19 protein-coding genes and 3 tRNA genes are annotated in these 24,753 nt (G+C 44.3%); 18 read left to right on the plus strand and 4 right to left on the minus strand.

Features of this window, described 5'->3' with window-relative positions; all coding sequences use genetic code 11:
- The first annotated feature begins 14 nt into the window (after positions 1–14).
- The 7 genes from V7R35_RS01395 to V7R35_RS01425 all read left to right on the plus strand — a co-directional run bounded on the left by V7R35_RS01395 (position 15) and on the right by V7R35_RS01425 (position 8,804).
- The gene (locus V7R35_RS01395) at positions 15–506 is read left to right on the plus strand and encodes a chemotaxis protein CheW (protein ID WP_334012819.1); all 492 of its coding nucleotides are present in this window, start codon (positions 15–17) and stop codon (positions 504–506) included.
- A gap of 63 nt (positions 507–569) precedes the next feature.
- A complete protein-coding gene (locus tag V7R35_RS01400; protein WP_334012821.1) occupies positions 570–1,004 on the plus strand; it encodes a DUF2802 domain-containing protein in 435 nt (144 codons plus the stop codon).
- 109 nt (positions 1,005–1,113) lie between these two features.
- Positions 1,114–2,052, plus strand: a complete 939-nt coding sequence (gene metA, locus V7R35_RS01405; protein ID WP_334012822.1) for a homoserine O-acetyltransferase MetA — start codon at positions 1,114–1,116, stop codon at positions 2,050–2,052.
- A 3-nt stretch (positions 2,053–2,055) separates the two neighbouring features.
- Complete coding sequence (locus V7R35_RS01410; protein ID WP_334012823.1) at positions 2,056–3,123, plus strand: homocysteine S-methyltransferase family protein; 1,068 nt, start codon at positions 2,056–2,058, stop codon at positions 3,121–3,123.
- 8 nt (positions 3,124–3,131) lie between these two features.
- Entirely contained in the window at positions 3,132–5,756 is a 2,625-nt protein-coding gene (metH, locus tag V7R35_RS01415; RefSeq protein ID WP_334012824.1) for a methionine synthase, read from the plus strand.
- 176 nt (positions 5,757–5,932) lie between these two features.
- Positions 5,933–6,529 carry a DUF938 domain-containing protein gene (locus tag V7R35_RS01420; RefSeq protein ID WP_334013255.1) on the plus strand — a complete coding sequence of 199 codons (597 nt, stop codon included), beginning with the start codon at positions 5,933–5,935 and terminating at the stop codon, positions 6,527–6,529.
- Positions 6,530–6,782: 253 nt separating this feature from the next.
- Entirely contained in the window at positions 6,783–8,804 is a 2,022-nt protein-coding gene (locus tag V7R35_RS01425) for a methyl-accepting chemotaxis protein (protein WP_334012825.1), read from the plus strand.
- A 59-nt stretch (positions 8,805–8,863) separates the two neighbouring features.
- Here the strand turns inward: V7R35_RS01425 and V7R35_RS01430 are convergent, their stop codons facing one another.
- Positions 8,864–9,751, minus strand: coding sequence for a LysR family transcriptional regulator (locus V7R35_RS01430; RefSeq protein WP_334012827.1), 888 nt, complete (start codon positions 9,749–9,751; stop codon positions 8,864–8,866).
- Between the two features lie 95 nt (positions 9,752–9,846).
- Positions 9,847–10,785 carry a hydrogen peroxide-inducible genes activator gene (locus V7R35_RS01435; RefSeq protein ID WP_334012828.1) on the minus strand — a complete coding sequence of 313 codons (939 nt, stop codon included), beginning with the start codon at positions 10,783–10,785 and terminating at the stop codon, positions 9,847–9,849.
- A gap of 203 nt (positions 10,786–10,988) precedes the next feature.
- Here V7R35_RS01435 and V7R35_RS01440 point away from each other — a divergent pair, with 203 nt between their 5' ends.
- Positions 10,989–12,626, plus strand: coding sequence for a SulP family inorganic anion transporter (locus V7R35_RS01440; protein WP_334012830.1), 1,638 nt, complete (start codon positions 10,989–10,991; stop codon positions 12,624–12,626).
- A 92-nt stretch (positions 12,627–12,718) separates the two neighbouring features.
- Here the strand turns inward: V7R35_RS01440 and V7R35_RS01445 are convergent, their stop codons facing one another.
- Both V7R35_RS01445 and V7R35_RS01450 read right to left on the minus strand, forming a co-directional pair.
- Entirely contained in the window at positions 12,719–14,794 is a 2,076-nt protein-coding gene (locus tag V7R35_RS01445) for a M13 family metallopeptidase (RefSeq protein ID WP_334012831.1), read from the minus strand.
- Complete coding sequence (locus V7R35_RS01450) at positions 14,784–16,022, minus strand: GNAT family N-acetyltransferase (RefSeq protein ID WP_334012832.1); 1,239 nt, start codon at positions 16,020–16,022, stop codon at positions 14,784–14,786. Before V7R35_RS01450 ends, V7R35_RS01445 begins: the two co-directional genes overlap by 11 nt.
- Before the next feature lie 148 nt (positions 16,023–16,170).
- Between V7R35_RS01450 and V7R35_RS01455 the strand changes: the two genes are divergently transcribed.
- The 10 genes from V7R35_RS01455 (at position 16,171) to V7R35_RS01500 (ending at position 24,746) form a co-directional block, all read left to right on the plus strand.
- Entirely contained in the window at positions 16,171–16,620 is a 450-nt protein-coding gene (locus V7R35_RS01455) for a regulatory protein RecX (RefSeq protein ID WP_334012833.1), read from the plus strand.
- A 240-nt stretch (positions 16,621–16,860) separates the two neighbouring features.
- Entirely contained in the window at positions 16,861–19,458 is a 2,598-nt protein-coding gene (alaS, locus tag V7R35_RS01460) for an alanine--tRNA ligase (protein ID WP_334012834.1), read from the plus strand.
- 130 nt (positions 19,459–19,588) lie between these two features.
- A complete protein-coding gene (csrA, locus tag V7R35_RS01465) occupies positions 19,589–19,780 on the plus strand; it encodes a carbon storage regulator CsrA (RefSeq protein ID WP_334012835.1) in 192 nt (63 codons plus the stop codon).
- Between the two features lie 466 nt (positions 19,781–20,246).
- Positions 20,247–20,338 (plus strand) — tRNA-Ser (locus V7R35_RS01470).
- 39 nt (positions 20,339–20,377) lie between these two features.
- Positions 20,378–20,454, plus strand: a tRNA-Arg gene (locus V7R35_RS01475).
- A 53-nt stretch (positions 20,455–20,507) separates the two neighbouring features.
- A tRNA-Arg gene (locus V7R35_RS01480) sits at positions 20,508–20,584 on the plus strand.
- A gap of 296 nt (positions 20,585–20,880) precedes the next feature.
- On the plus strand, positions 20,881–21,357 hold the full coding sequence (locus V7R35_RS01485) for an acyl-CoA thioesterase (protein WP_334012836.1): 477 nt from the start codon (positions 20,881–20,883) through the stop codon (positions 21,355–21,357).
- Between the two features lie 126 nt (positions 21,358–21,483).
- Entirely contained in the window at positions 21,484–21,750 is a 267-nt protein-coding gene (locus V7R35_RS01490) for an OadG family protein (protein ID WP_334012838.1), read from the plus strand.
- A gap of 17 nt (positions 21,751–21,767) precedes the next feature.
- Entirely contained in the window at positions 21,768–23,612 is a 1,845-nt protein-coding gene (gene oadA / locus V7R35_RS01495) for a sodium-extruding oxaloacetate decarboxylase subunit alpha (protein WP_334012839.1), read from the plus strand.
- Positions 23,613–23,615: 3 nt separating this feature from the next.
- Positions 23,616–24,746, plus strand: a complete 1,131-nt coding sequence (locus V7R35_RS01500; RefSeq protein WP_334012841.1) for a sodium ion-translocating decarboxylase subunit beta — start codon at positions 23,616–23,618, stop codon at positions 24,744–24,746.
- Positions 24,747–24,753: the final 7 nt, after the last annotated feature.

Here is a 24,753-nt window from a genome sequence, read left to right on the forward strand (position 1 = left end):
TGGGAGCCAAGTACATGAGCGACGAAAGAACAAATAATAATGCCACTGACAGCAATGACGAGGTCCTTCAATGGGTTACGTACCGCTTAGGTGAAGAAACATACGGTATTAATGTAATGCAGGTACAAGAAGTATTGCGTTATACCGAAATTGCCCCAGTGCCAGGTGCGCCTGACTACGTGCTAGGGATAATCAACCTGCGTGGTAACGTTGTTACCGTTATTGATACGCGCGCGCGTTTCGGTCTTCCGCCTACGGAAATTACTGACAACACGCGTATCGTTATCATTGAATCTGACGAGCAAGTCGTTGGCATCTTGGTAGATAGCGTAGCTGAAGTGGTTTATCTGAAGTCTTCGGAAATTGATAGTGCTCCGAACGTAGGCACAGAAGAAAGTGCGAAATTCATCCAAGGTGTAAGTAACCGCGATGGCGAGCTGCTTATTTTGGTTGATTTGAATAAGCTGCTAAGCGATGAAGAGTGGGACGAGCTCACCAACATCTAATTTGCGAAGAAGACAGTGATGTAACCCTCACTGTCTTTTTTTGTACGTAAAGGTAATGCGCACATGGACTTGCAGTTTGCTGCTCCTAGCCTCATCGAAGCCCTTCTAGCCCTAGTTGTTGTACTGCTGTTTATTGTAGTAGGTGTTCTTGCCTCTAAAATTAATGCGCTGCAGGCCTCATTTAGCAACTTAGAAAATGACATGTCTGCCAAGCTTTCAGATGTGGCTGCACAAGCGAATGATGCAAACAACCAGCAGTCTGAAGCACAAGCTCGCAGTTTGGTAATAACTCGTCATCTTCAAACCTTGGAAGAAAAACAAATTGATATTGAAAATCAAGTAAGAGAACTCAAGCTTCAAGACCCATCTCTTCGTCTTTATCAACGCGCTGCCGAGCTGGTAAAACAGGGGGCAAGCATTGACGAGATTATTGAGGCCTGTGATATTCCTCGCGCCGAAGCAGAGATGCTTATGATGGTGCATCGTCAAAACGGTTGAATGAGCCATCTATAAAAAAAACGTTTAGACGTCTAGACGTAAAGATGTTGACATATTCTGTGTAATAGACACAATACAGTCATTGTTGTTTTTATGACTGGAGCCCTTTATGCCAATTCGTATCCCTGAGCAATTGCCTGCACAGAATGTACTACTAGGTGAAAATATCTTTACCATGGATATGGATAGGGCGTCCAATCAGGATATTCGTCCCCTTGAAGTAGGCATTCTGAATTTAATGCCCAATAAAATTGAAACTGAAGTTCAAATTTTACGTCTTCTTTCAAATACGCCGCTTCAAATTAATGTTGATCTAATACGAATAGACAACCAAGCACCCAAGAACACTCCGCAGTCGCACATGGATGCGTTTTACCACGACTTTTCAAGTGTCGCTAATAAGAAGTACGATGGACTTATCGTTACTGGCGCGCCATTAGCAATGCTTGATTACGACAAAGTAAAATATTGGGACACGATGACCACGATTTTAGAGTGGGCACAGAGACACGTGAACTCAACACTTTACTTGTGCTGGGCAGCGCATGCAGCGATGTACCATTTTTACGATGTCACTCGCACGCTTCGAGACGAGAAGTTCTCAGGCGTTTATAAACACACAGTGAACGACCCTCACAATGAATTATTGCGAGGTTTTGACCCTGTTTTTTACGCGCCGCATTCTCGGTATGGACATATCGACAAAGCGCAGTACAACAATGTAGAAGGATTGAACGTGGTTGCAGAATCGCAAGACGTGGGCGCCTACATTGTTGCGTCGGAAGATAAACGTATGGTGTTTGTCACGGGTCACCCAGAATATGATCCAGATACACTTAAAGAAGAGTACTTTAGAGACCTGAGTAGCGGACAATCGCCCGCTGTACCAAAAAACTATTTTGAAGGGGACGACCCGTCGAAGTCGCCCATTGTTCAATGGCGCTCACACGGCAGTTTATTATTTACGAACTGGCTAAATTACTACGTTTACCAGACCACCCCTTACGACTTAAATCAGCTTGCTGAAAAATCACAGCCAAAGAGGTAGCACGTGAGTCACAATACCGTTTCAAAGGCCCATGCCACGCTTTCAGACGCCGCCAAAAAACGCATTCTTATTCTTGATGGCGCAATGGGCACCATGATTCAGCGTCATAAGTTAGAAGAAGAAGACTATCGAGGCACGCAGTTTGCCAATTGGCATTGCGATGTGAAAGGCAATAATGATTTATTGGTCATAACTCAACCTGACATTATTTATCAGATTCACTGCGATTATTTTGAAGCTGGCGCCGATATCATCGAAACCAACACGTTCAATGCAACCACCATTGCAATGGCAGACTATGATATGCAAGCACAGTCCAGAGATATTAATCTTGCAGCAGCGAAGCTTGCGCGAAAAGCGGCTGATGAGTACACCGCGAAAACTCCTGAAAAACCACGCTTTGTAGCTGGTGTTTTAGGCCCTACAAATCGCACGGCCTCTATTTCACCTGATGTAAATGATCCGGGAAAGCGCAACGTAACATTTGACGAGCTTGTTGAGGCATACAGTGAGTCTACTGAAGCACTGATAGAAGGCGGCGTTGACCTTATCATGCTTGAAACTATTTTCGATACTTTGAACGCTAAGGCGGCAGCCTATGCGGTTGAAACCGTATTTGAAAAGTTAGGAACGTCGCTGCCAGTTATGATCTCAGGCACGATAACTGATGCATCGGGTAGAACATTGTCAGGCCAAACCGCGGAAGCGTTTTACTATTCGATGCGCCATATAAGTCCGTTTTCATTCGGGTTGAACTGTGCATTAGGGCCTGACTTACTGCGTCAATATGTTGATGAAGTGGCAAACGTAAGTGAATGTTTTATTTCAGCACACCCCAATGCAGGCTTACCCAACGAGTTTGGCGAGTATGATATGGAAGGACCAGAAATGGCCGAACATATTAAAGAGTGGGCTGAGTCTGGATTAGTCAACATTGTGGGCGGCTGTTGTGGCAGCACGCCTGAACATATTCGGGATATTGCTAACGCCGTAGAAGGCATTGCGCCTCGTCCACTTCCCCAGTTTGAACCCAAAATGCGTCTGTCAGGCCTTGAGCCGTTTGTACATTAGGAGGCCTTGTGAGCGCAGAATTTTCCACATTTATTAATATAGGTGAGCGAACCAACGTAACCGGTTCAGCTCGCTTTAAGCGTCTTATTCTAGAAGGCGATTATGAAACCGCGCTTGATGTTGCAAGACAGCAGGTCGAAAGCGGTGCGCAAATCATCGACATCAACATGGACGAAGCCATGCTTGATTCCAAACAGGCGATGATCACTTTCTTGAATTTAATCGCGTCTGAGCCTGACATAAGTCGCGTGCCTATTATGATTGACTCATCAAAGTGGGAAGTCATCGAAGCTGGGCTTAAGTGTGTGCAGGGTAAGGCCATTGTTAACTCTATTAGCTTAAAAGAGGGGGAAACGCAGTTTCTCGCTCAGGCAAAGCAGATAAAACGTTTTGGTGCCGCTACTGTGGTAATGGCCTTTGATGAAACAGGACAAGCAGATACACAGGCTCGCAAGGTCGAAATTTGTCAACGTAGCTACAAACTGCTTACCGAGGAAATAGGTTTTCCGCCGGAGGATATTATCTTCGACCCTAATATCTTTGCGGTAGCAACCGGTATTGAAGAGCACGATAATTACGCTGTCGATTTTATCGAGGCAACACGGGTTATCCGCGAAACCTGCCCGTACTCACATATTTCAGGTGGGCTGTCTAATATTTCATTCTCGTTTCGTGGAAACAACCCGGTACGCGAAGCCATGCACTCTGTGTTTCTATACCATGCCATACGTGCTGGCATGGATATGGCCATTGTGAATGCGGGGCAGCTAGAGGTATATGATGAAATACCGACTGAACTTCGCGATGGTGTTGAAGACGTGATCTTGAATAGGCGCAGCGATGCGACAGAGCGCTTGCTTGATATTGCGCCGAATTATCAAGGCGATGGCAAAGCAGCTGCCAAAGAAGACCTAAGTTGGCGCGAACAAGACGTCAATAAACGTTTAGAGCATGCGTTAGTAAAAGGTATCACCGACTACATCGTTGAAGATACCGAAGAAGCTAGGCAGCAAGCAGAAAGACCGCTACATGTTATTGAAGGTCCGCTTATGGACGGCATGAATGTAGTAGGAGATTTGTTTGGTGAGGGTAAGATGTTCTTACCACAGGTGGTTAAGTCTGCCCGTGTGATGAAAAAGGCCGTTGCCCACTTACAACCGTTTATTGAGGCTGAAAAGTCAGACGACGCCAAGAGCAATGGCAAAATATTGCTAGCCACCGTAAAGGGGGACGTTCACGATATTGGTAAAAACATTGTAGGTGTTGTACTTCAATGTAATAACTTCGAAGTCATTGACCTAGGCGTTATGGTACCGGCAGCCACAATTTTACAGGTGGCAAAAGAAGAACAGGTAGATATGATTGGTCTATCTGGGCTTATTACACCGTCGCTTGATGAGATGGTGCACGTTGCTAAGGAAATGGAACGTCAGGGTTTTGATATTCCGCTGTTGATTGGCGGGGCAACCACATCTAAAGCACATACTGCTGTGAAGATAGAGCAGAATTATCATTCACCGGTAGTTTATGTACCAAATGCAAGTCGTGCGGTTGGCGTATGCCAACGATTACTCAACAAGGCATCTCGTGATGTGTTCGCGCAGGAACTTGCTAAAGAGTATAACACCGTACGCGAACAGCACGCTCGTAAAAAGCCACGAAGTAAACCTGTTACCCTTGAGCAAGCACGTGCTAACGCATTTAACCCTGATTTCACAGCAGCACCAGTAAAACCACAGGCATTGGGCGTACAAACAGTTACGGCCGACCTAGCTACGCTGCGAAACTATATTGACTGGACACCATTTTTCTTAACATGGTCGTTGGCAGGAAAGTACCCACGTATTCTTAACGATGAAGTAGTGGGTGAGCAAGCAACGTCATTGTTTGCAGACGCAAACGCTATGCTAGATAAAATCATTGAAGAGAAAACGCTAGTAGCGAAAGGTGTTTTTGGCTTGTTTCCGGCCAATCGTGTTGATGACGATATTGAGATTTATGCCGATGAAAGCAGAGAGCAGGTTATTGGTGTTTCACACCATCTTCGTCAGCAAACCTTAAAAGATAAGTTCGCCAACTATTGTTTGGCTGATTTTGTGGCAGAAAAGCAAAGTGGAATTGCCGATTATGTTGGTGCATTTGCGGTGACAGGTGGTATTGGCGAAGATGAACTCGCTGATGCTTATATCAGTAACGGTGATGACTATAACGGAATAATGGTGAAAGCGGTTGCCGATAGACTTGCAGAGGCCTTTGCTGAATATTTACATGAGCAAGTACGAAAACATCATTGGGGTTATGCTGCGGATGAATCGTTAGATAACGATGCGCTTATAAGAGAGAAATACCAAGGTATTCGACCAGCGCCTGGTTATGCCGCTTGTCCTGAGCACACTGAAAAGCAGTTAATATGGGATTTACTATCGGCAGAAGAAAACACAGGTATGAAGCTAACCGAGAGCTTTGCTATGTGGCCGGGTGCCGCCGTATCAGGTTGGTATTTTGCACACCCACAAAGCAAGTATTTTGCGGTAGCGAAGATTCAAGCCGACCAAGTAGAAGATTATGCCAAGCGCAAAGGCTGGACGCTAGAAGAAGCGGAAAAATGGCTAGGGCCTAATTTAAGTGATTAATAGAGCAGCCATTTAAGTAAAGTGTTTAAGCATGCTAGTGAATAACGTACTTAAACAACGCACTTAAACAAAGTATTTTAAAAAGTGCTTAGGTGGATTAGCTGATTTTGTAAAGGCTGGGCGGGTACTGATATTAACTAAGCAGTACCCGTCTAACAGAGATAAATAACATTATGATACCAGTTGAAAAGCCTTTTAGTCAGGCGTGTGAAAATAACAAGCGCCCCATTCTGTCAGTATTATCAAGCGTGTTTGAGAATACGCGACATATTCTTGAGATTGGTAGCGGCACCGGTCAACACGCTGTATTTTTTGCTGATAATTTACCTCATGCTAACTGGTACACCAGTGACCAACAACACTACCATGCGGGCATCTACGCGTGGCTTCTTGATGAGCCTAAAAGTAACTTGCACGCCCCAATTGAATTTAAAGTGGGCGAGCATAAATTTCCCGAATTACCTATCGACGGTATTTTCACAGCAAACACCGCACACATCATGCAGAAAGAGGAAGTTAAGATACTAATGCAATTGGTGTCTACTCACTTACCTTCTGGTGCATTTTTCTGTCAATACGGCCCTTTTACACAGCAGGGTAAATTTAACAGTCAAAGCAATCATGACTTTCATCACTCACTGTTAGAAAGAGGGTTTGGTGGCTATCGTGATATCGACGAGCTAATAGCTTGGGCGCCGATGTTAACGTTGCAAGAGATTGTAACCATGCCCGCCAATAACCTTATGTTGGTGTGGCGTAAGAAAGACAATTAGTACTTATCAGCGACTTCGTTTCAAAAACTATACCTTCGTAGACTTGCACTTTTATTTGCTTTGAGGGTTGTAATGTTGGCCATTATCTTTCAAAGTAAGACTGTGTTACTGAAGGATTTTTCTAAATTAGCAGTTTTCTTTTAGCACCTTCCGTAAACCTTTACCGCATATAAATAAAGCTATGTCTTACAACACGCTCTAGTCCTCCACTGGTGTTGTTTGAATTTAGCAATAATAAGAATGAGAAGTATCAATGAAGTCGATATCACTGCAAAAAAAGTTCATGCTTATAGTGGGTGGCAGTATTGCATTTATGTTGCTAATAACAGCCTTGTTTTTAGTGAACACCGTTGCTGACAACACCCGACTTAGAGTTGAAAAGGAAGTTAAAGCCCTTGTGGCACGTGAAGCGAATGATGTGAAAGGCTTCTTTGCCACTTACGGTGGCGTTGCAAAAGCATTCTTAAGTAGTCCTTTTTTAAAAGACTTCTTTGCTGATCATACCGCCCGCGGCGCGTCAGAAGCGCAAATGAACGACGCTACTCGCATTTATACACTGTTTGAAAATGTAAGTAGTGAAGACCCTGTAATTAAGTCTGCTTTCTTTGGTTCTGCGCTAACTGGCGAATACTTTTATGAAGAAGGGCGAGTAGGTGTAGACACAGACGGGCCGAATGCTGGTAACCCGAATGAGGGCTATTTTGCTACTAAACGACCGTGGTTCACCACTGCCGTTTCTCAAGGCAAACTGTATGTTACGCCACCTGCGGTAGATTCACAGGATGGTAGTGTGTCGGCAGTAGTGCAAGCGCCGGTTTATCAAAATGGCAAGTTACTTGGTGTAGGTGGCGTTGATATCTTAATCAGCACCGTGGGTAAAGTGGTGGATACCATTCGCTACGAAAACCAAGGTACTGCCTTTTTGTTGGATGAAAATCAAAACATAGTTTATTTCCCTAAACAGTCAGTTGAACTGCCGCTTAGCTCTGCAATCAGTAACTTTGATAATGCGTTTAACGACACACAAGGCTTTAATAAATTAGCATCTGCAATTTCAGCCAATTCGTCAGGTATCATACCCGTGGTTTGGAAGGGAGAAGAATACGTAGCCGTGTTTGAGCACGCTGCTTTAGATACGCCCCAGATGAATTGGTCGCTAGGTATACTCATACCTGCAAGCATTATTAATACGCCTATTAATACAGCCATTACAACGGCTACGGTTGTGGCTTTTGTTATCATTGGTTTAATTGCGCTAATTACCTATATTGCTAGTGCCAAAGTGACTAAGCCGTTGGCAGAAATGCGCAGTGCCATGGCGGAAATTGCGCGAGGCGATGGCGATCTTACCAAGCGTCTAGAGGTAAAAAGTAACGATGAAATCGGCGCACTCGCCGTTGAATTTAATACCTTTACCGATAAATTGCGCGACCTACTTAAAGATACAGCGCTAAGCACAAAAGCGGTATCCGATGCAGCCGACCATCTTCGCGATGTAAGCCATGCAACCAGCCAAGAGATAAATCAAGAGCGTAGTCAGGTTGATAATGTGTCTACTGCAGTTACGCAAATGGCCGCGACCGTTGACGAGATATCTCAAAATGCAGCGCAATCTAGCACCGCAGCAACAAAAGCTGATGAGCTTGTACAAAGTGGTAGTGCACAAATTCAAGAAGCAATGACGGAAATACGCGCGCTTGCTGACTCTATTCAAGAAGGGGTTGATGTTGTAAGCGGGCTAAGTAAAGAGTCGGACAACATTGGTGCAGTGGTTGATGTTATTAACAGTATTGCTGAACAAACTAACCTGTTGGCACTAAACGCAGCTATAGAAGCTGCGCGAGCGGGAGAGCAAGGTCGAGGTTTTGCTGTTGTTGCTGATGAAGTGCGCTCGCTAGCTAGTCGTACTCAAGAGTCGACAACTGATATTGGTAGAATGGTGGAAAGGCTGCAAAGTATGGCTGAACAAACCGACCAAGTGATGCAAGCTGGAAAACTGCGCTCTGAATCAGGTGTTGAAAAAACCGAAAAAGTGGTGGTTACATTACAAGATATCACCGAGTCCATAGGGCAGGTTCACGAGCAAAGTACGCATATTGCCCTAGCTACAGAGCAACAGACTGAAGTGGCGCAGGATATAAATGAATCGCTTGTGGCTATTACGAGCTTGAGCGACCGCACCAGTCAGCATGCAGAAGAGCTTGCTGTAGAGGCAACCCAACTTAGCGCCGTGTCTACCGACTTAAAAGAGCTAGTAGGACAATTTAGAATTTAGTTCTAGAAACGTAGTATTAGATGGGCGGGAGAGCATATGTGCCTTCCGCCTTTATTTCATTACGCGCGTACATCGCACGCTAGCTTTATAAATTCCTCCACAAAGCCAAGAGCATCGTTCGTTTTCCTATGCCCAATGTACAGAGTTTTGGGCAGTCCATGCTTACCTAGAGGTCGATAGACAAGATTGGCGTTATCATCCAGTTCGTCAATTAGCCAATTCGGTAGTGCCGTAACACCACGATCTGCAGCCACCATTTGCAGAATAATTTCAGTTGTCTCTATGGTTTTGTGGCGTTTTACCGAGCATTGCGCAGGCGTTAGAAACTGAGAAAACACATCTAACCGGCTTTGCTCTACCGGGTAAGTAATCAGTGTTTCATTGGCTAAGTCAGTAGGTGTGATAAATGGCTTGTCAGCCAACGTGTTCATCTTGTGCATGACTAATACTTGCTCATACTCAAAAACGGGCGTGTAAGTAATAGTATTGAGTTTTAACGGATCAGGAGTAAGTAGTAGGTCGATATCGTAACCGTGCAAAGCTTGAAGGCCACCAAATGAGAATGCACGCATAACGTCTACATCGACGTCAGGGTAAGCTTTAAGAAAGGGCGCTACAACCTTCAGTAACCATTCAAAGCAAGGGTGGCATTCCATACCAATTCGCAATATACCTTGCTTACCTTCAGAGAAGCGCTTTAGCTGTTCCTCGGTATGTTCAAACTGAGGGAGTACACGGTCGGCCAGCGCCATCACACTATGCCCTGCTTGAGTTAAACGTAAGCGCCTGCCTTCTTTTTCCCATAGCGGCACATTGTATGTTGCCTCAAGCTTTTTCATTGCATGGCTTAGCGCCGACTGCGTTAAAAACAAAGATTTTGCGGCATCGGTAACGGTGCCTTGTGTCTGAATAGCTTTAACAATGCGAAGATGTTGCCGGTCAATCATAACTATGAACAAAGTGAATGGTTTTAAGTTAAGTTAACACTTTTATTCATGCTTTGTAGTGCATTATTTATTGCTGTTGGTCATAACTAACACGTTTACGATATAGAGACGGCGGTAGAAAGACGTGCCTCTATTATTTCTTTTACAATAATTGATATTTCTCTAAACGTCTTTCTTCCAGGAGCCGTGTTTCTCCAAGCTAGAGCGTGTTGGCGCTCTATTGGTAAATCGGCAATTTCGCACACATGCAGTGCTTCGGGTTTGTGCAATTCAGAGTGAATATAAAGCCCTGGTAAAAAGGCAACGCCCATTCCCATTACCACCATTTGGCGGAGTGTATCTAAACTGGTGCCCTCATAATCCCGTTGAAGATCTGCACCAATATCATCGCAAATGCGCTGTACCTGATGGTGGAAATGGTGTCGGTCTTCCAATGTGAGCACTTTTTCACCTTTTAGCTCTTCTGGTCTAACGTACGCTTTTCCTGCTAATTTGTGGTCAGAGGGAATAACAAATTTAAGCGGCTCTTTGAAAAGGGGCTGCGTAATAAGTTGTGAGTTTTCACCCGATAAAGGTGCAAGAATAAGGTCGTATTCACCACGCAACAATCCATGCTGTAAGGCACTTGGTGCAGCTTCACGCACATAAAAACGTAGGCCTGGTCTGCGCTTGTGCAAATCGGGTAAAACAAAAGGCAACAAATAAGGGCCTAGTGTAGGTGGAATGCCTAAACGATAAGTCACAATGTCGCCTTCAGACAAATCTCGGGCAATTTCACTAAAGCGCTGTGTCGACTGTAGGACTTCTTCTGCTACCGACAATAACGCTTTCCCTTGAGGTGACAACAGCGTGCCGGTACGCGAGCGCTCAAACAAGTTAATGCCCAACGTGGTTTCAAGGGCACTTATTTGACTGGTCAAAGTAGGCTGACTTATTCCCAATATCCCAGCGGCTTGTCGAAAGCTTAAATATTTTGCTACTGCAACAAAGTACCTAATTTGGTTGATGGAAGGGGTTTTACCGCTAAGTTGCATACAAGATATTCCGAGGTTTAGTTAGGCTGACAGCAAGTTTGTTAGCCACATGATAGTAAATGGCTATCGCGAACTGGTATATTAAACTATTAATCTATCAAGTGACACTAAAGTATTAACATAATGATAAAAACTATTTAATTGGGAGCTATTAATGGATCACGTTATTTCCGCTGTAGCCGACCTCAAAGGGGCGAAGAAATATGGTCAAAATTAATCTATCTAATATTCGAGGCGATCTTACGGGTGGTTTAACCGCCGGTATCGTTGCCCTGCCACTCGCGCTTGCGCTTGGTGTTGCTTCTGGTCTTGGCCCAATGGCTGGTCTGTATGGCGCTATTGCAGTAGGTTTCTTTGCCGCATTATTTGGCGGTACACCTGCTCAGATATCTGGTCCTACTGGCCCAATGGTGGTTGTTCTAGCGGGTTTGTTTGCTAGTTTGTCTGGCGATGCTAGCCTTATCTTTACGGCGGTTATATTGGCCGGTATTTTCCAGATAGTGTTTGGTGTTTTAGGGGTGGGTCAATATATCCGCCTAGTTCCTTATCCGGTTATCTCTGGCTTCATGTCTGGTATCGGTGCCATCATTATTATTCTTCAAATTGGTCGTTTATTGGGGCACGAGCCTCCGGGCGGCACAATTGGTGCACTTACATACCTTCCGACTGCGTTAGCTGATATCGACTTTATTACGCTTGCACTGGGCCTAGGTACTTTGGTTATTGCCTATAAGTGGCCACCTGCACTAGGTAAGTTTGTTCCTGGCGCACTTGCTGCACTAATTATCGGTACGTTGGTGAGCTTAGCATTGTCAGTACCTGTACTAGGTGATATTCCAACAGGTCTTCCAAGTTTACATCTACCGGTGTTTGACCAAAGCAAAGCATTACTTATCTTAGAAGCTGCCTTTATACTTGCTGTTCTGGGCGCAATTGATAGCTTGCTAACATCGTTGGTTGCGGACAACATGACGCGCACACGTCACGACAGTAATAAAGAGCTTATCGGTCAGGGTATTGGTAATACTTTTGCGGGTTTAATTGGTGGTATCGCAGGTGCAGGTGCAACCATGCGTACCGTGGTTAATATCCGAAGCGGCGGTAAGTACAATATTTCTGGAATGACTCACGCATTAGTACTGCTAGCAATCGTGTTAGGCTTAAGCCCTCTTGCCGCTCAAATCCCTCACGCAGTACTTGCTGGTATCCTGGTTAAAGTAGGCCTAGATATTATTGATTGGAGCTACCTGAAACGCGCACACAAAGGCCCTCGCTGGGACTTCGCGCTTATGCTAATGGTTCTTGGTCTTACTGTGTTCGTTGACCTGATTACTGCAGTTGGTGTTGGCGTTGTATTCGCTGCACTTGCTTACGTGAAGCAAATCGCGAGGCTTCAAATTGAAGAGCTTAATAAAATTCCAGAGTCATTGAATGACCCTGCTGAGAACAAGCTTCTTGAGTCGCTGAAAGGTAAAGTGTCTATTTTCAGCTTTGGCGGTCCGTTAAGTTTTGGTGCGGCAGCCGATTTAGGTCACCACGTGCGTGAGCGCGTGAAGCCAGGCTCTAAATTCACAATTCTAGATTTCTCTCGTGTACCGTTAATGGACGTGTCTGCAGCAATGGCGGTTGATACCGTAACTTCTGATGCCTTGGCTGCAGGTAGACAGTTATTAATCTGTGGTGCAAACGAAGAAGTAAACAAGGTACTTGAAGGCGTTAATGAAGCGCATCCAGGCATTCCTAATTACGCAACGCTACACGAGGCATTGTTACATGCAAAAAAGAATGTAGCGGGAACTGAGAGCACACAAGCTAGCTTTCAAACCGCAGCGCAGTCTTAGAATTTGTTAAGTCTCAGACACTGAGCACTTAAATACTCCAGATACTAAAAAGCCCTCCAATTGGAGGGCTTTTTTATTGGTTTATAAACCTATTACCAAATGCGTACACGCTCTTCAGGAGGTAAGTACAGTGCATCACCTGGTTGTACATTAAATGCTTTGTACCACGCGTCGTGATTACGCGGTGCTTGTGCACGGTAGCGTCCCGGTGCGTGAGTACCAGCACGTAGTTGGTTAAGCATGCTTTGCTCGGTGCGCTTTTCTTTCCACACTTGTGCCCATGCCAAGAAGAAACGCTGATCGCCTGTTAAACCATCAATTACCGGTGCTTCTTCGCCGTTCAAGCTAAGCTTATAAGCGTGGTATGCCATTGCTAGACCACCCACATCACCGATATTTTCACCCAAGCTGTTTCGGCCGTTTACGAAGTTACCTTCAATGGGCTCGTACTGACTGTATTGCTCTGCAAGCATGTCCGCTTTTTCTTCAAAAGCTGCACGGTCAGAGTCTGTCCACCAGTTACGCTGAATACCATTTGCATCAGACTTTGAACCTTGGTCATCGAATCCATGCCCCATTTCGTGGCCGATAACCGCACCAATGGCACCATAGTTTACAGCCGCATCAGCATTAGGATCGAAGAACGGAGGTTGTAAAATGGCTGCTGGGAATACAATTTCGTTAAACGAGCTATTGTAGTAGGCATTTACGCGCTGTGGTGTCATACCCCAACGATTGCGGTCAGTTTTCTCAAGTTCACGTTCAACGGATTGTGCTTGAAAGAATTCACGCAAACCTCTTACGTTGCCGATAAGGTCTTTGTCTGAAATTGTTAGTCCTTCAAACGACTGCCATTCATCTGGATACCCAATTTTCGGGTTAAACGCCATTAGCTTTTCTTTTGCATTTACCTTGGTTTCTTCACCCATCCAATCAAGATTGTCGATGCGCTCACCTAATGCGGTACGAAGGTTTTCAACCAATTCTGCCATTTGTGTTTTAGAGCTTTCTGGGAAGTATTCGTTTACGTAAATTTTACCAATAGCGAAACCCAGAGATTCAGTGCCAGACATTTGACTAACTGCACGCTTCCAGCGCGGGCGAGGCTCTTGTTGCCCACTTAACGTGCGACCAAAGAAGTCGAAGTTAGCAAGGTAAATCTCTTCTGAGAGAAAGCCTGCGTTATTCGAAATTGTGTGATATTTCAAATAGGCTTTCCAGTCAGCTAGGTCGGCTTCATTGATAAGCTTAATAACTTCTTTTACTGGCTCAGGCTGTGTAATGTTAAGCGCAGGTACTTTATAACCTGTTTGCGCGAATAAGGTGTCCCAATCAAAACCCGGGTATTCGTCTGAAAGCTCACTGCGGTCTATTTGATTTAACGTTAAATCACGGTTACGACGCTTCTCACGTGGCCATTGTACTTCAGCAATTTGTGTTTCAAGCGCTAAGATGTTCGCCGCTTTCTCCGCTGCATTTTCTACACCCGCAAAGTTAAGCATTTGTTCGATATGAGCAACATAGGCGTTGCGAATATCTACGAAACGCTCAGCGTCGCTTAAGTAGTAATCACGGTCTGGAAGGCCTAAGCCACTTACGCCAACACTAAGCTGGTATTCGTTGGGATCTAGGCGGTTGTACCACATGCCACCTGCAATAGGCGTTTTGGAGCCAACTAGCCAACTTTTACCAAACGCTGCAGTAAGATCTGTAGTGTTTTCAATGCCATCAATAGATTGCAGTACATCAGTAATTGGCGTAATGCCTTTCTCATTGATGGTGTCTGTGTCCATGTAGGCTACAAAAAAGTCATGTACAAGTTGCTCTTCGGCGTTTAACGATGTTTTTTCCAGTAAACCATCGATAATGTTTTTAACTTGCTCTTCACTGCGCTCAGCAAGCGCAGTAAACGCGCCAAAGCGAGTCTTGTCAGCGGGTAGCTCGTAGTTGTCATACCAGGTGCCGCTGGCATACATAAAGAAGTCATCGCCAGGTTTAACAGCTTCGTTACGTGCTGTTAAGTCTACACCGAATGATCCCAGCTCAGCTTCGCCTTTCACCTCAGGTGCTTCAACTTTTACTGTTTGCTCTTTTGCTTGTTCAGGTTGACCGCAGCCAGCAAGGCCCAGTGATGCCGCTATAGCAACGGCAAGTAAGTTATATTTCATAGTTTTTCTCGTTGTGGTTATGCGTGTCGTCGTTAGGGTGTTTAACACGTGTTGTTTTTAATAAAGGCACGAATTCCTGATTAAACGGTAATGCATTCCGAGCCTGATTAAAATAGTTTGCAAGATGTTGTGTTTCTTGCTGTAAAAACTGCGCCACAGCATTAGCAAATGCTGGCTCAAAAAGCTGGTGGTTTGAATAACAATAGATAGGTTCAAAACCACGCAGTATTTTGTGCTCTCCCTGCGTGCCAGGACTAAAATGAGGCAGCTTGTTAGCAATGGCAAATTCAATACCTTCAAAGTAGCAACAGGCAAAATGTAAGCCGTCAATCTCTTTCAATGCGCCCCAATAACGACCGTACAAACCTGTTGTGTCGTAAAAGAAAAGCGCGCTAGCTACTGGCTGCTGGTTTTGATGGGCAACAACTATGAGCATGTTATCACGCATGGTGTTGTGCAAACTGCTAAAGAAAGCATCGTTTAGGTACCCAGTATGTCCGCTTCGTTTTAAATAGGTTGCTTGGTAACACTCTATAAAAAATGCGAGCGTGTCAGTTTGTATATCGTCACCGCTGTGATAGCTAAAATGAATACCAGCTTCTTGATGTTTACGTCGCAGTTTTTTGATGTCTTTACGTTTTCTTGATGTAAGTGCGCTAAGAAAATCGTCAAACTGCGAATAGTTGTAGTTGTGCCACTGAAACTGCACCGCATGACGCACTAAATTTGTAGAATTTTGCATTAAAAGCGCTTGTTGTTCTTGCGATGTAAATAGCCAGTGCATCGAAGAAAGCGCTTCGTCATATGCAGATTTTGTGTAGGTTTGCAGAGTATTGCTAATGTCGTTTAGCAGCGCAGGCGTCACAAGGCTCTCATCGTGCGTAAGTAATCTAGCGCCAGTTACAGGGGTAAACGGTATAGCAGCAATCCATTTTGGGTAATACGATAAACCATGTTGGTGATAGGCGTTTGCCCATGCATGGTCGAAAACATACTCACCGTAACTGTGTGTTTTAAGGTATCCAGGAATAGCACCAACCATTTTATCATCTGAAAAAATAACAACATGGCAAGGTTCCCAGCCTGTTTCACTATTACAGCAACCTGTTTGCTCAAGTGCATGTAAAAAATCATATTGAAGGAAAGGCCCAGCACCTTTCGCAAGGGAATTCCAATCAGATTTAGATACCTGCGATATCTGGCTAAAGGTGGTTATTCTATAATTCATGAAGTTCGCAAGGACGCTCTTTTGTAGCAAGATGAAAGCGGTAAAGCGTTGCAGTATGAACGCGAAATTCCAAAATCAGACTGATCTTGCTAATAACATCTGTAAAATACAGTAATACGTCATAATATTCAGAGTAAGTTCACACAAAATGTCAGAGTTTGATAGAAAAATCATTACCGACGCGATTACTCGCATGTTGGCACGACGAGAACATAGCTATAACGAAATCGTTAGAAAGTTAAAGCAAAAAGGTATGCCAATAGAAGACTTTATCGACATTCTAGAAGAGTTCAGAACAGCTGATATACAAAGCGATGCAAGGTTTGCCGAAAGTCGAGCAAGAGCGCTTTACCTGAAGGGGAAAGGGCCCAGAACCATAAAACTCGACCTGCAACAATACGGTGTTGATGAGTATTGCGCTCATCAGGCATTAGAAGAAATCGATGCTGATTGGTTTGAAAGTGCAAAGACGGTAAAAATTAAAAAGTTTGGCGAATTTTATGAGACCGACTATGCCGCTCGTCTAAAGCAAAAGCAGTTTCTACAGTACCGTGGTTTTTATCAAGAGCACATTGACTATGCGGTAAGCAGCGACTAATTCAGTGAATATCAGCCATCACACATAATATATACGTCAAAATTATGCTAACGAGCGCTTGCTTGGTCTTAACAGAAACGCGCTTTCCATGGTATTGTTGCGCAAATCTGTGCATATAAAAGCACCCGTCCCCTTACTTTGATATTACGGGGCACGCCAAGCATGGTTTAATACATGTAAAACGCTTCTCGCTTAAGCGGTGCACACCCATTTAATAGAATAAAGGAAGTTAGGTTTTCAATGACATTATCAACTGCTGACTTGCGTAACAAGTTTATAGAATATTTCAAAAGTCATGGCCACCAAGCAGTGGCAAGTTCGTCACTGGTACCAGCAGATGATCCCACGCTTCTTTTTACCAACGCGGGCATGAACCAGTTTAAAGACACGTTTCTAGGCGCTGAAAAGCGCAGCTATACTCGTGCGGTGTCATCGCAGCGATGTGTTCGCGCAGGTGGTAAGCACAACGACCTTGAAAACGTTGGTTATACTGCCCGTCACCATACCTTTTTTGAAATGCTGGGCAATTTTAGTTTTGGCGATTATTTCAAAAAAGAGGCCATCGAATTTGCGTGGACATTCTTAACTAAAGAAGTAGGTTTACCAAAAGAGAAGCTGTTAGTAACCGTATACTCGGAAGACGATGAAGCGTTTGATATATGGGAAAACCATATTGGTGTACCAAAAGAAAAAATTATCCGCATCAGTACATCTGATAACTTTTGGTCTATGGGGGATACTGGCCCTTGTGGTCCGTGTTCTGAAATCTTTTACGACCACGGCGAACACATTTGGGGTGGACCTCCTGGAACACCTGAAGAAGATGGCGATCGATTCATCGAGATCTGGAACTTGGTATTCATGCAGTTTAACAAGCAAGCTGACGGTACCATGGAACCTCTGCCTAAACCTTCTATCGATACGGGAATGGGACTAGAGCGTATTTCTGCTATTTTACAAAACGTTCATAGTAACTATGAAATTGACCTGTTCCAAAACCTAATTAAATCTGCAGCATCTATTGTTGGCACAGACGATTTAGAAAATAAATCTCTTCGTGTTATCGCCGACCACATTCGCTCTTGTAGCTTCCTTATTTGCGATGGTGTGATGCCATCTAATGAAGGACGTGGTTATGTACTGCGCCGTATTATTCGTCGTGCGGTTCGTCACGGTTACAAAATGGGTGCGAACGACATTTTCTTCTACAAGTTGGTTGCCTCATTAGCAAAAGAAATGGGCGAAGCGTATCCAGAACTTGTAGACCAGTTGCCGGTAGTAGAAAAAGTATTACGCGTTGAAGAAGAGCAATTTAGCAAAACACTGGCTCGCGGTATGGCCATGCTAAACGACACTCTTGAAGGCTTGGAAGGCGACACTATACCAGGTGACGTAGTATTTAAACTTTACGATACCTATGGTTTCCCTACTGATCTAACTAACGATGTTGCGCGTGAGCACGAGCTTAAAATTGATGAAGAGGGTTTTGAGGCTGCTATGCAAGCTCAGCGCGCGCGTGCTCAGCAAGCAAGTAACTTTGGTGCCGATTACAACAATAAGCTGGCGATTGAACACACCACTGCGTTTACTGGTTATACCGACGTAGAAGGTCAAGCAAACGTGGTAGAGCTCATTGCTGATAACGCGTTTGTAGACAGCCTAAGCGATGGGCAAGAAGGTGTAGTGGTGCTAGACAGTACGCCATTTTATGCTGAAAGTGGTGGCCAAGCGGGCGATAAAGGTGTTTTACGTTTGGCTAACGGTGAGTTTATTGTTTCAGACACGCAGAAAATGGGTAATGCTTTTGCACATAAAGGTGTAGTAATAGGATCGGTTTCAAAGGGCGACACTGCTACTGCTGCTATTGATGCGGCAAATCGCGAAGCCATTAAGAAAAACCACAGTGCAACGCACTTATTGCACGCCGCGCTTCGTGAAATATTAGGCGAGCATGTTACACAGAAGGGCTCCCTGGTTGAGGCACCTCGCCTTCGCTTTGACTTCTCCCATTTTGAAGCAGTAACTGCACAGCAGCTTGCTGAAATAGAGCGTCGCGTTAACGAAGAGATTCGTGCAAACCATTCTCTTGCTACTGAATTGATGGAACTGGATGAGGCGAAAGCGTCTGGTGCAATGGCACTATTTGGTGAAAAGTACGACGAGAAAGTACGCGTTGTTACTATGGGGCCATTCTCAGTAGAGCTTTGCGGCGGTACTCACGTAACGCGCACAGGTGATATTGGCTTGTTTAAAATTACCAGTGAAGCAGGCATTGCATCTGGCGTAAGACGTATTGAAGCAGTAACCGGCGTACAGGCAATGGACGTAGTTCAAGCTCAGCAAGCGACGCTGTCTTCGTTATCTGCTTTACTAAAAACAGATAGTCAAAACGTAGTAGAACGCGTTACAGCATTACAAAATCAAACTAAAGAACTAGAAAAAGCGCTTAATTCTGCCAAACAAAAGCTGGCGAGTCAGCAGGGTGCTGATATGCTTAGTAGTGCAGTGGAAATAAATGGCGTTAAGGTTCTCGTTGCTAATTTAGAGGGTGTTGAGGCGAAGTCTTTACGCTCAATGATGGATGACATTAAAAACCGAATTGGCGAGGGTATCGTAGTACTAGGTGTAGCAGGTGATGCAAAAGTAAACCTTATTGCTGGTGTTACGAAGAATCTAACGTCAAAAGTGAAAGCGGGTGAATTAGTTAATTTCGTGGCTTCACAGGTTGGTGGAAAGGGCGGCGGCCGTCCTGATATGGCTCAAGCGGGTGGCGATAAGCCAGAAAGTCTTCCAGCTGCACTAGATTCGGTTAACGCATGGTTGCAAGATAAGCTATAATTATTTTGTGAATAACAGTGAGTTTTTGAAGTGACACAGAAACAGGGAACCACTGCTGCTTTTACGGGGTCGTGCCTGTAAAAGCGAAAGTAAAAGGATATGTTCATATATAAGGAACAGGAGCAAGCGAATGCTTATTTTGACTCGTCGAGTTGGTGAAACGCTTATGGTTGGTGACGACGTAACTGTCACTGTACTAGGTGTAAAAGGGAATCAGGTACGAATCGGTGTTAATGCACCAAAAGAAGTTTCTGTGCACCGTGAAGAAATATACATGCGCATTCAAGCGGAGAAAGGCGGTCAGCCTGATACTGCTGAGTAATTGCATAATACTCTTCATTGGAAAGGTCAGCGAAAGCTGGCCTTTTTTGTTTCTAGTAAGCACTTCTGCAAAGTGATATTTAAATAGACGCTATATTCACTACCTATTACAAGCTATGTAAAAAATGCGGATGTGGCATTGTCAAAATCTCATAAATATGGCGCTTTTAGTTTCAATTTTTTATGTGAAAACGTGTCGTCTTTGAAAAAAACTAAAATAATTTTCAAATAAATTTATTTTTTTAAGGAATTTCGACGCACAAACACAAATTACTGCTTAAACTTACAACAGAAAAGTGCAGTGTTAAATTAAGAAAACCCTAGCTAATCAAAGATGAATTGTATGTTAGCTATACAAAACACCTCTTTTTTGAACGAATCGAATAAAAAGCCAGCGAGCGAACATTTTCTTTATAAAAAAGGTTTGACTCAAGGCCATGAATCCGTAAAATGCACCCCGCACTTACGGAGAGGTGGGTGAGTGGCTGAAACCAGTTCCCTGCTAAGGAACCATACGCATATACGCGTATCGAGGGTTCGAATCCCTCCCTCTCCGCCATTATTCGTTGGTAGTGGCGGTCAACAAAAAAGTTTTTGCGCGTGTGTAGCTCAGCTGGATAGAGTACCTGGCTACGAACCAGGCGGTCGGAGGTTCGAATCCTTCCACACGCGCCACTTATTTTAAAGCGTCACCTTTCGATGTGAAAATCGGAAGTATACAAGTTAACGCGTGTGTAGCTCAGCTGGATAGAGTACCTGGCTACGAACCAGGCGGTCGGAGGTTCGAATCCTTCCACACGCGCCACATTAAAAAAGCCCACCTCATTGAGGTGGGTTTTTTTATACCTCTGCAAAAATATCAATATTTCACAGGGTTGTTCGAACTCGCTGTAAGTGCTTCGGGCTTTGCCCTGTGCTTCCGACTAGTCACAAGCTTTAGAATACTTACAGCATATTATCTATTCAAAAAACGTCATGTGATCTTAAAGCGTGTCGAAGAGGATATTGACGTTTCCACTATTGTCTAAGCGCGTCGTTTAAAAATTAAACTAAACTTAATATGAATCATGTAACTCTGCTGTATTCAAAGAGAGGTTTGTTATGACGCATCCAATAACCACGTTCCGATTTCTGGCTGAACCTACAGACGTCAATTTTGGTGGTAATGTACATGGCGGCATTGTTATGAAATGGATAGATCAAGCCGCGTATGCCTGTGCCGCACAGTGGTCAAAATGTTATTGTGTCACTGTGTCTGCAAATGGGATCCGTTTTATAAAACCAATAAAAGTAGGTCAACTTGTAGAAATCAACGCTTGTTTAGTACACACGGGGGCCTCCAGTATGCATATATATGTTGTCGTGAAAGCAGGAGACGCCACAGATGACAATATGAGCGTGTCTAATCGTTGTTTTATTACTTTCATGGCAGTCGATAAAGACGGAACCCCTAAGAACGTGCCCTCTTACGTTCCCGAGGATGAAATACATATGCAACTCGAGTTGGTGGCGATGCATGCTAAAGAGTTTGCCAAAGAGCTCGACAACGATTTTACTAACAATATTGGGGTGCATTGAGCAAGCTACTTACGCTCATCATGTTACTGCTTTGCTTGCTGCTTACGGCCTAAATTTATTCGCTTTTGATTTTTATTAAAAACGTAGTGATACTAGTTAAAGGTTAAAACTACAACATGGCTTAAAATGAATCCAGAATCCGTTGCTAGCTTACTTTTAGAGGCTGGTTCACTTATGCTTATCGGAATGGTGTTTGTATTTTCATTCCTTGGTTTGCTTATTATTGGAATTCACCTTATTGCACGGTTTTGCGAAATATTTCCCGGTAACGTAGAAAACGTGAAAACAAGCTCAGCACCTACTCCACAAGTCACTCGGTCAGGTGTTGACGGTAAAGTTATTGCAGCAATATCTGCAGCCATCCATACTCATCATAATTCAACTAAGTCTTAATTTCTCTTGGAGCAAACATGTCTAAGCCCCTAGCGTTAACCGAGTTAGTCCTGCGCGACGCTCATCAATCGTTATTAGCAACCCGTTTGCGAATTGAGGATATGCTGCCTATTGCGCAGCAACTTGATAAAGCTGGCTTTTGGTCAGTTGAATCGTGGGGCGGGGCAACATTTGATGCCTGTATTCGCTATCTTGGCGAAGATCCGTGGGAACGTATAAGAAAGCTAAAGGCTGCGATGCCCAATACCAAGCAGCAAATGCTGCTGCGAGGACAAAACTTGTTGGGGTATCGTCACTATGCAGACGATGTCGTAACTCGCTTTGTCGAACGTGCACACGATAACGGCGTAGATGTTTTTCGTATTTTCGATGCAATGAATGATGTACGAAATTTAAAAACAGCCATTAAAGCAACCATCGATACAGGTGCACATGCCCAAGGTACCATCTCTTATACGGTAAGCCCTGTCCATAACTTGAAATTGTGGCTTGAAATGGCAAAGCAACTAGAAGATTTGGGTGTTCATTCTATTTGTATAAAAGATATGGCAGGTTTACTTAAGCCTTATGATTGTGAGGCGCTTATCACGGGTTTAAAAGAAACAGTTAGCGTGCCAATAGCAATGCAATGCCATGCAACAACAGGGTTAAGTACTGCCACTTATCAAAAGGCCATTGATGCGGGTATTGATATGCTAGACACGGCTATTTCTCCAATGAGCATGACATACGGCCATACCGCAACAGAAACAATAGTGTCTATTGTTGAAGGTACCCAGCGGGATACGGGTATAGCAATAACTGAGTTAGAAGAGATAGCGAGCTATTTCCGTGGGGTTCGAAAAAAATACAGTAAGTTTGAAGGTAGCTTGAAAGGGGTAGATGCGCGTATTCTCGTTGCTCAAGTGCCAGGAGGCATGCTTACCAACATGGAAAGCCAGCTTAAAGAGCAAGGTGCACAAGATAAATTTGAAGATGTATTAAAAGAAATTCCAAGAGTGAGGGAAGATTTAGGCTTTATTCCGCTAGTAACACCAACTTCGCAAATCGTAGGCACGCAATCGGTGCTTAACGTGCTTACTGGCGAACGCTATAAAAGCATTACAAAAGAAACCGCTGGTGTTTTAAAAGGCGAATACGGCGCTACTGCAGCACCGGTTAACAAAGCACTTCAAGACCGCGTGCTGGATGGTGGCGAGCCGATTACATGCAGACCGGCAGACAACATTAAACCTGAAATTGAATCACTTAGCGCAGATCTGGATGCGTTGGCAGCCAAAAAAGGCATTGTGTTGTGCGATGAAAAAATTGATGACGTACTGACTTATGCGCTATTTCCTCAAATTGGCTTAAAGTTTCTAGAGAATCGAGGCAACCCGGATGCATTTGAGCCTGCACCTAGCAACGACGATGATGCGAAAGCACAAACTAGTGCACAAGCCTCGACAAACAAACAAGCTACTCAGACGCAAAGTACAACAAGCACAGCAACGTATGATGTGAATGTAGATGGAAAGCTTTATCACGTTGAAGTCGCACCTTCAGGAACGCTGAAGAGCGTTAAACCAGTATCTAACTCGGGTGCTTCTGCTGATAATACAGCAGCAAGTATCGCACAAAACGAAGAAGCCCCTCAGGCAAATTCATCAGCGCAGAGCATAGATGCGCCGCTAGCAGGTAATGTATTTAAAGTCATGGTGCGTCAAGGTGATGAGGTGCAAGAGGGCGATATAGTAATGATTTTAGAGGCCATGAAAATGGAAACAGAAATTCGTTCCGCATTTAAGGGAACGGTAACCGCAGTGATGGTAGGTGAGGGCGACGCTGTTTCTAGTGGTCAGCCGCTTATTACATTGGGGTAGTGCATGGAAAAGTTAATGGTGTTATGGGACAGCACAGCGCTGGCCCATTTTGAATCTGGCCAGTTAATTATGATGGCCGTTGGCTTTGGCCTTTTGTACTTAGCCATAGTGAAAAAGTTTGAGCCACTGTTACTGTTACCCATTGGTTTTGGTGCTTTATTGACAAACATTCCGCTTGCAGGGTTTTCTGAAGCAGGTGGTTTGCTTTATTACATCTATAAAATCGGCATCGATACCGGTGTTTTTCCATTGCTCATTTTTATGGGTGTTGGTGCCATGACCGATTTCAGTGCGCTTATTGCCAACCCTAAAATGTTGCTGTTAGGAGCGGCTGCTCAGTTTGGTATATTCGCCACCTTGTTTGGTGCCATTGCGCTTAACTTGGTTCCGGGCTTTGAATTTACGTTAAAAGACGCCAGCGCAATTGCCATTATTGGTGGTGCAGATGGCCCAACCGCTATTTTCTTGGCATCTAGACTTGCACCTGATTTGTTAGGCGCTATTGCGGTGGCGGCGTATTCTTATATGGCGCTGGTTCCCATCATACAGCCCCCGATCATGAAGGCGCTAACCTCGAAAGAAGAGCGTGAAATAAAGATGGGGCAACTGCGTCCGGTGTCACAGCGTGAGAAAATTATATTCCCGTTAGCCGTACTGTTTATGACAATTCTGTTCCTTCCTGCTGCAACACCACTTGTTGGTATGTTTTGTTTTGGTAATTTAATGAAAGAGTGTGGTGTTGTAGACCGCCTAAGCAAGACGGCACAAAACGAGCTAATCAATACCGTAACCATATTCTTAGGGTTGGCTGTGGGCTCTAAGCTTTCTGCCGAGCAATTTCTTACCGTTGAAACCTTAGGTATTTTAGGCCTAGGTGCCATTGCCTTTGCTATTGGCACGGCTGCAGGCGTGTTAATGGCTAAACTGATGAGTAGACTGACCGGCGGGAGCATTAACCCATTAATTGGTGCAGCAGGCGTTTCTGCGGTGCCTATGGCTGCTAGGGTTGTTAATAAGGTTGGCCTTGAGTCAAACCCTCACAACTTTCTTTTAATGCATGCTATGGGCCCCAACGTTGCGGGTGTTTTAGGTAGCGCTGTAGCTGCGGGGATCCTTTTGGCTCTTGTAGGTTAATGTGATG

The organism is Alteromonas sp. S167, assembly GCF_036864375.1.
Lineage (GTDB): Bacteria > Pseudomonadota > Gammaproteobacteria > Enterobacterales > Alteromonadaceae > Alteromonas.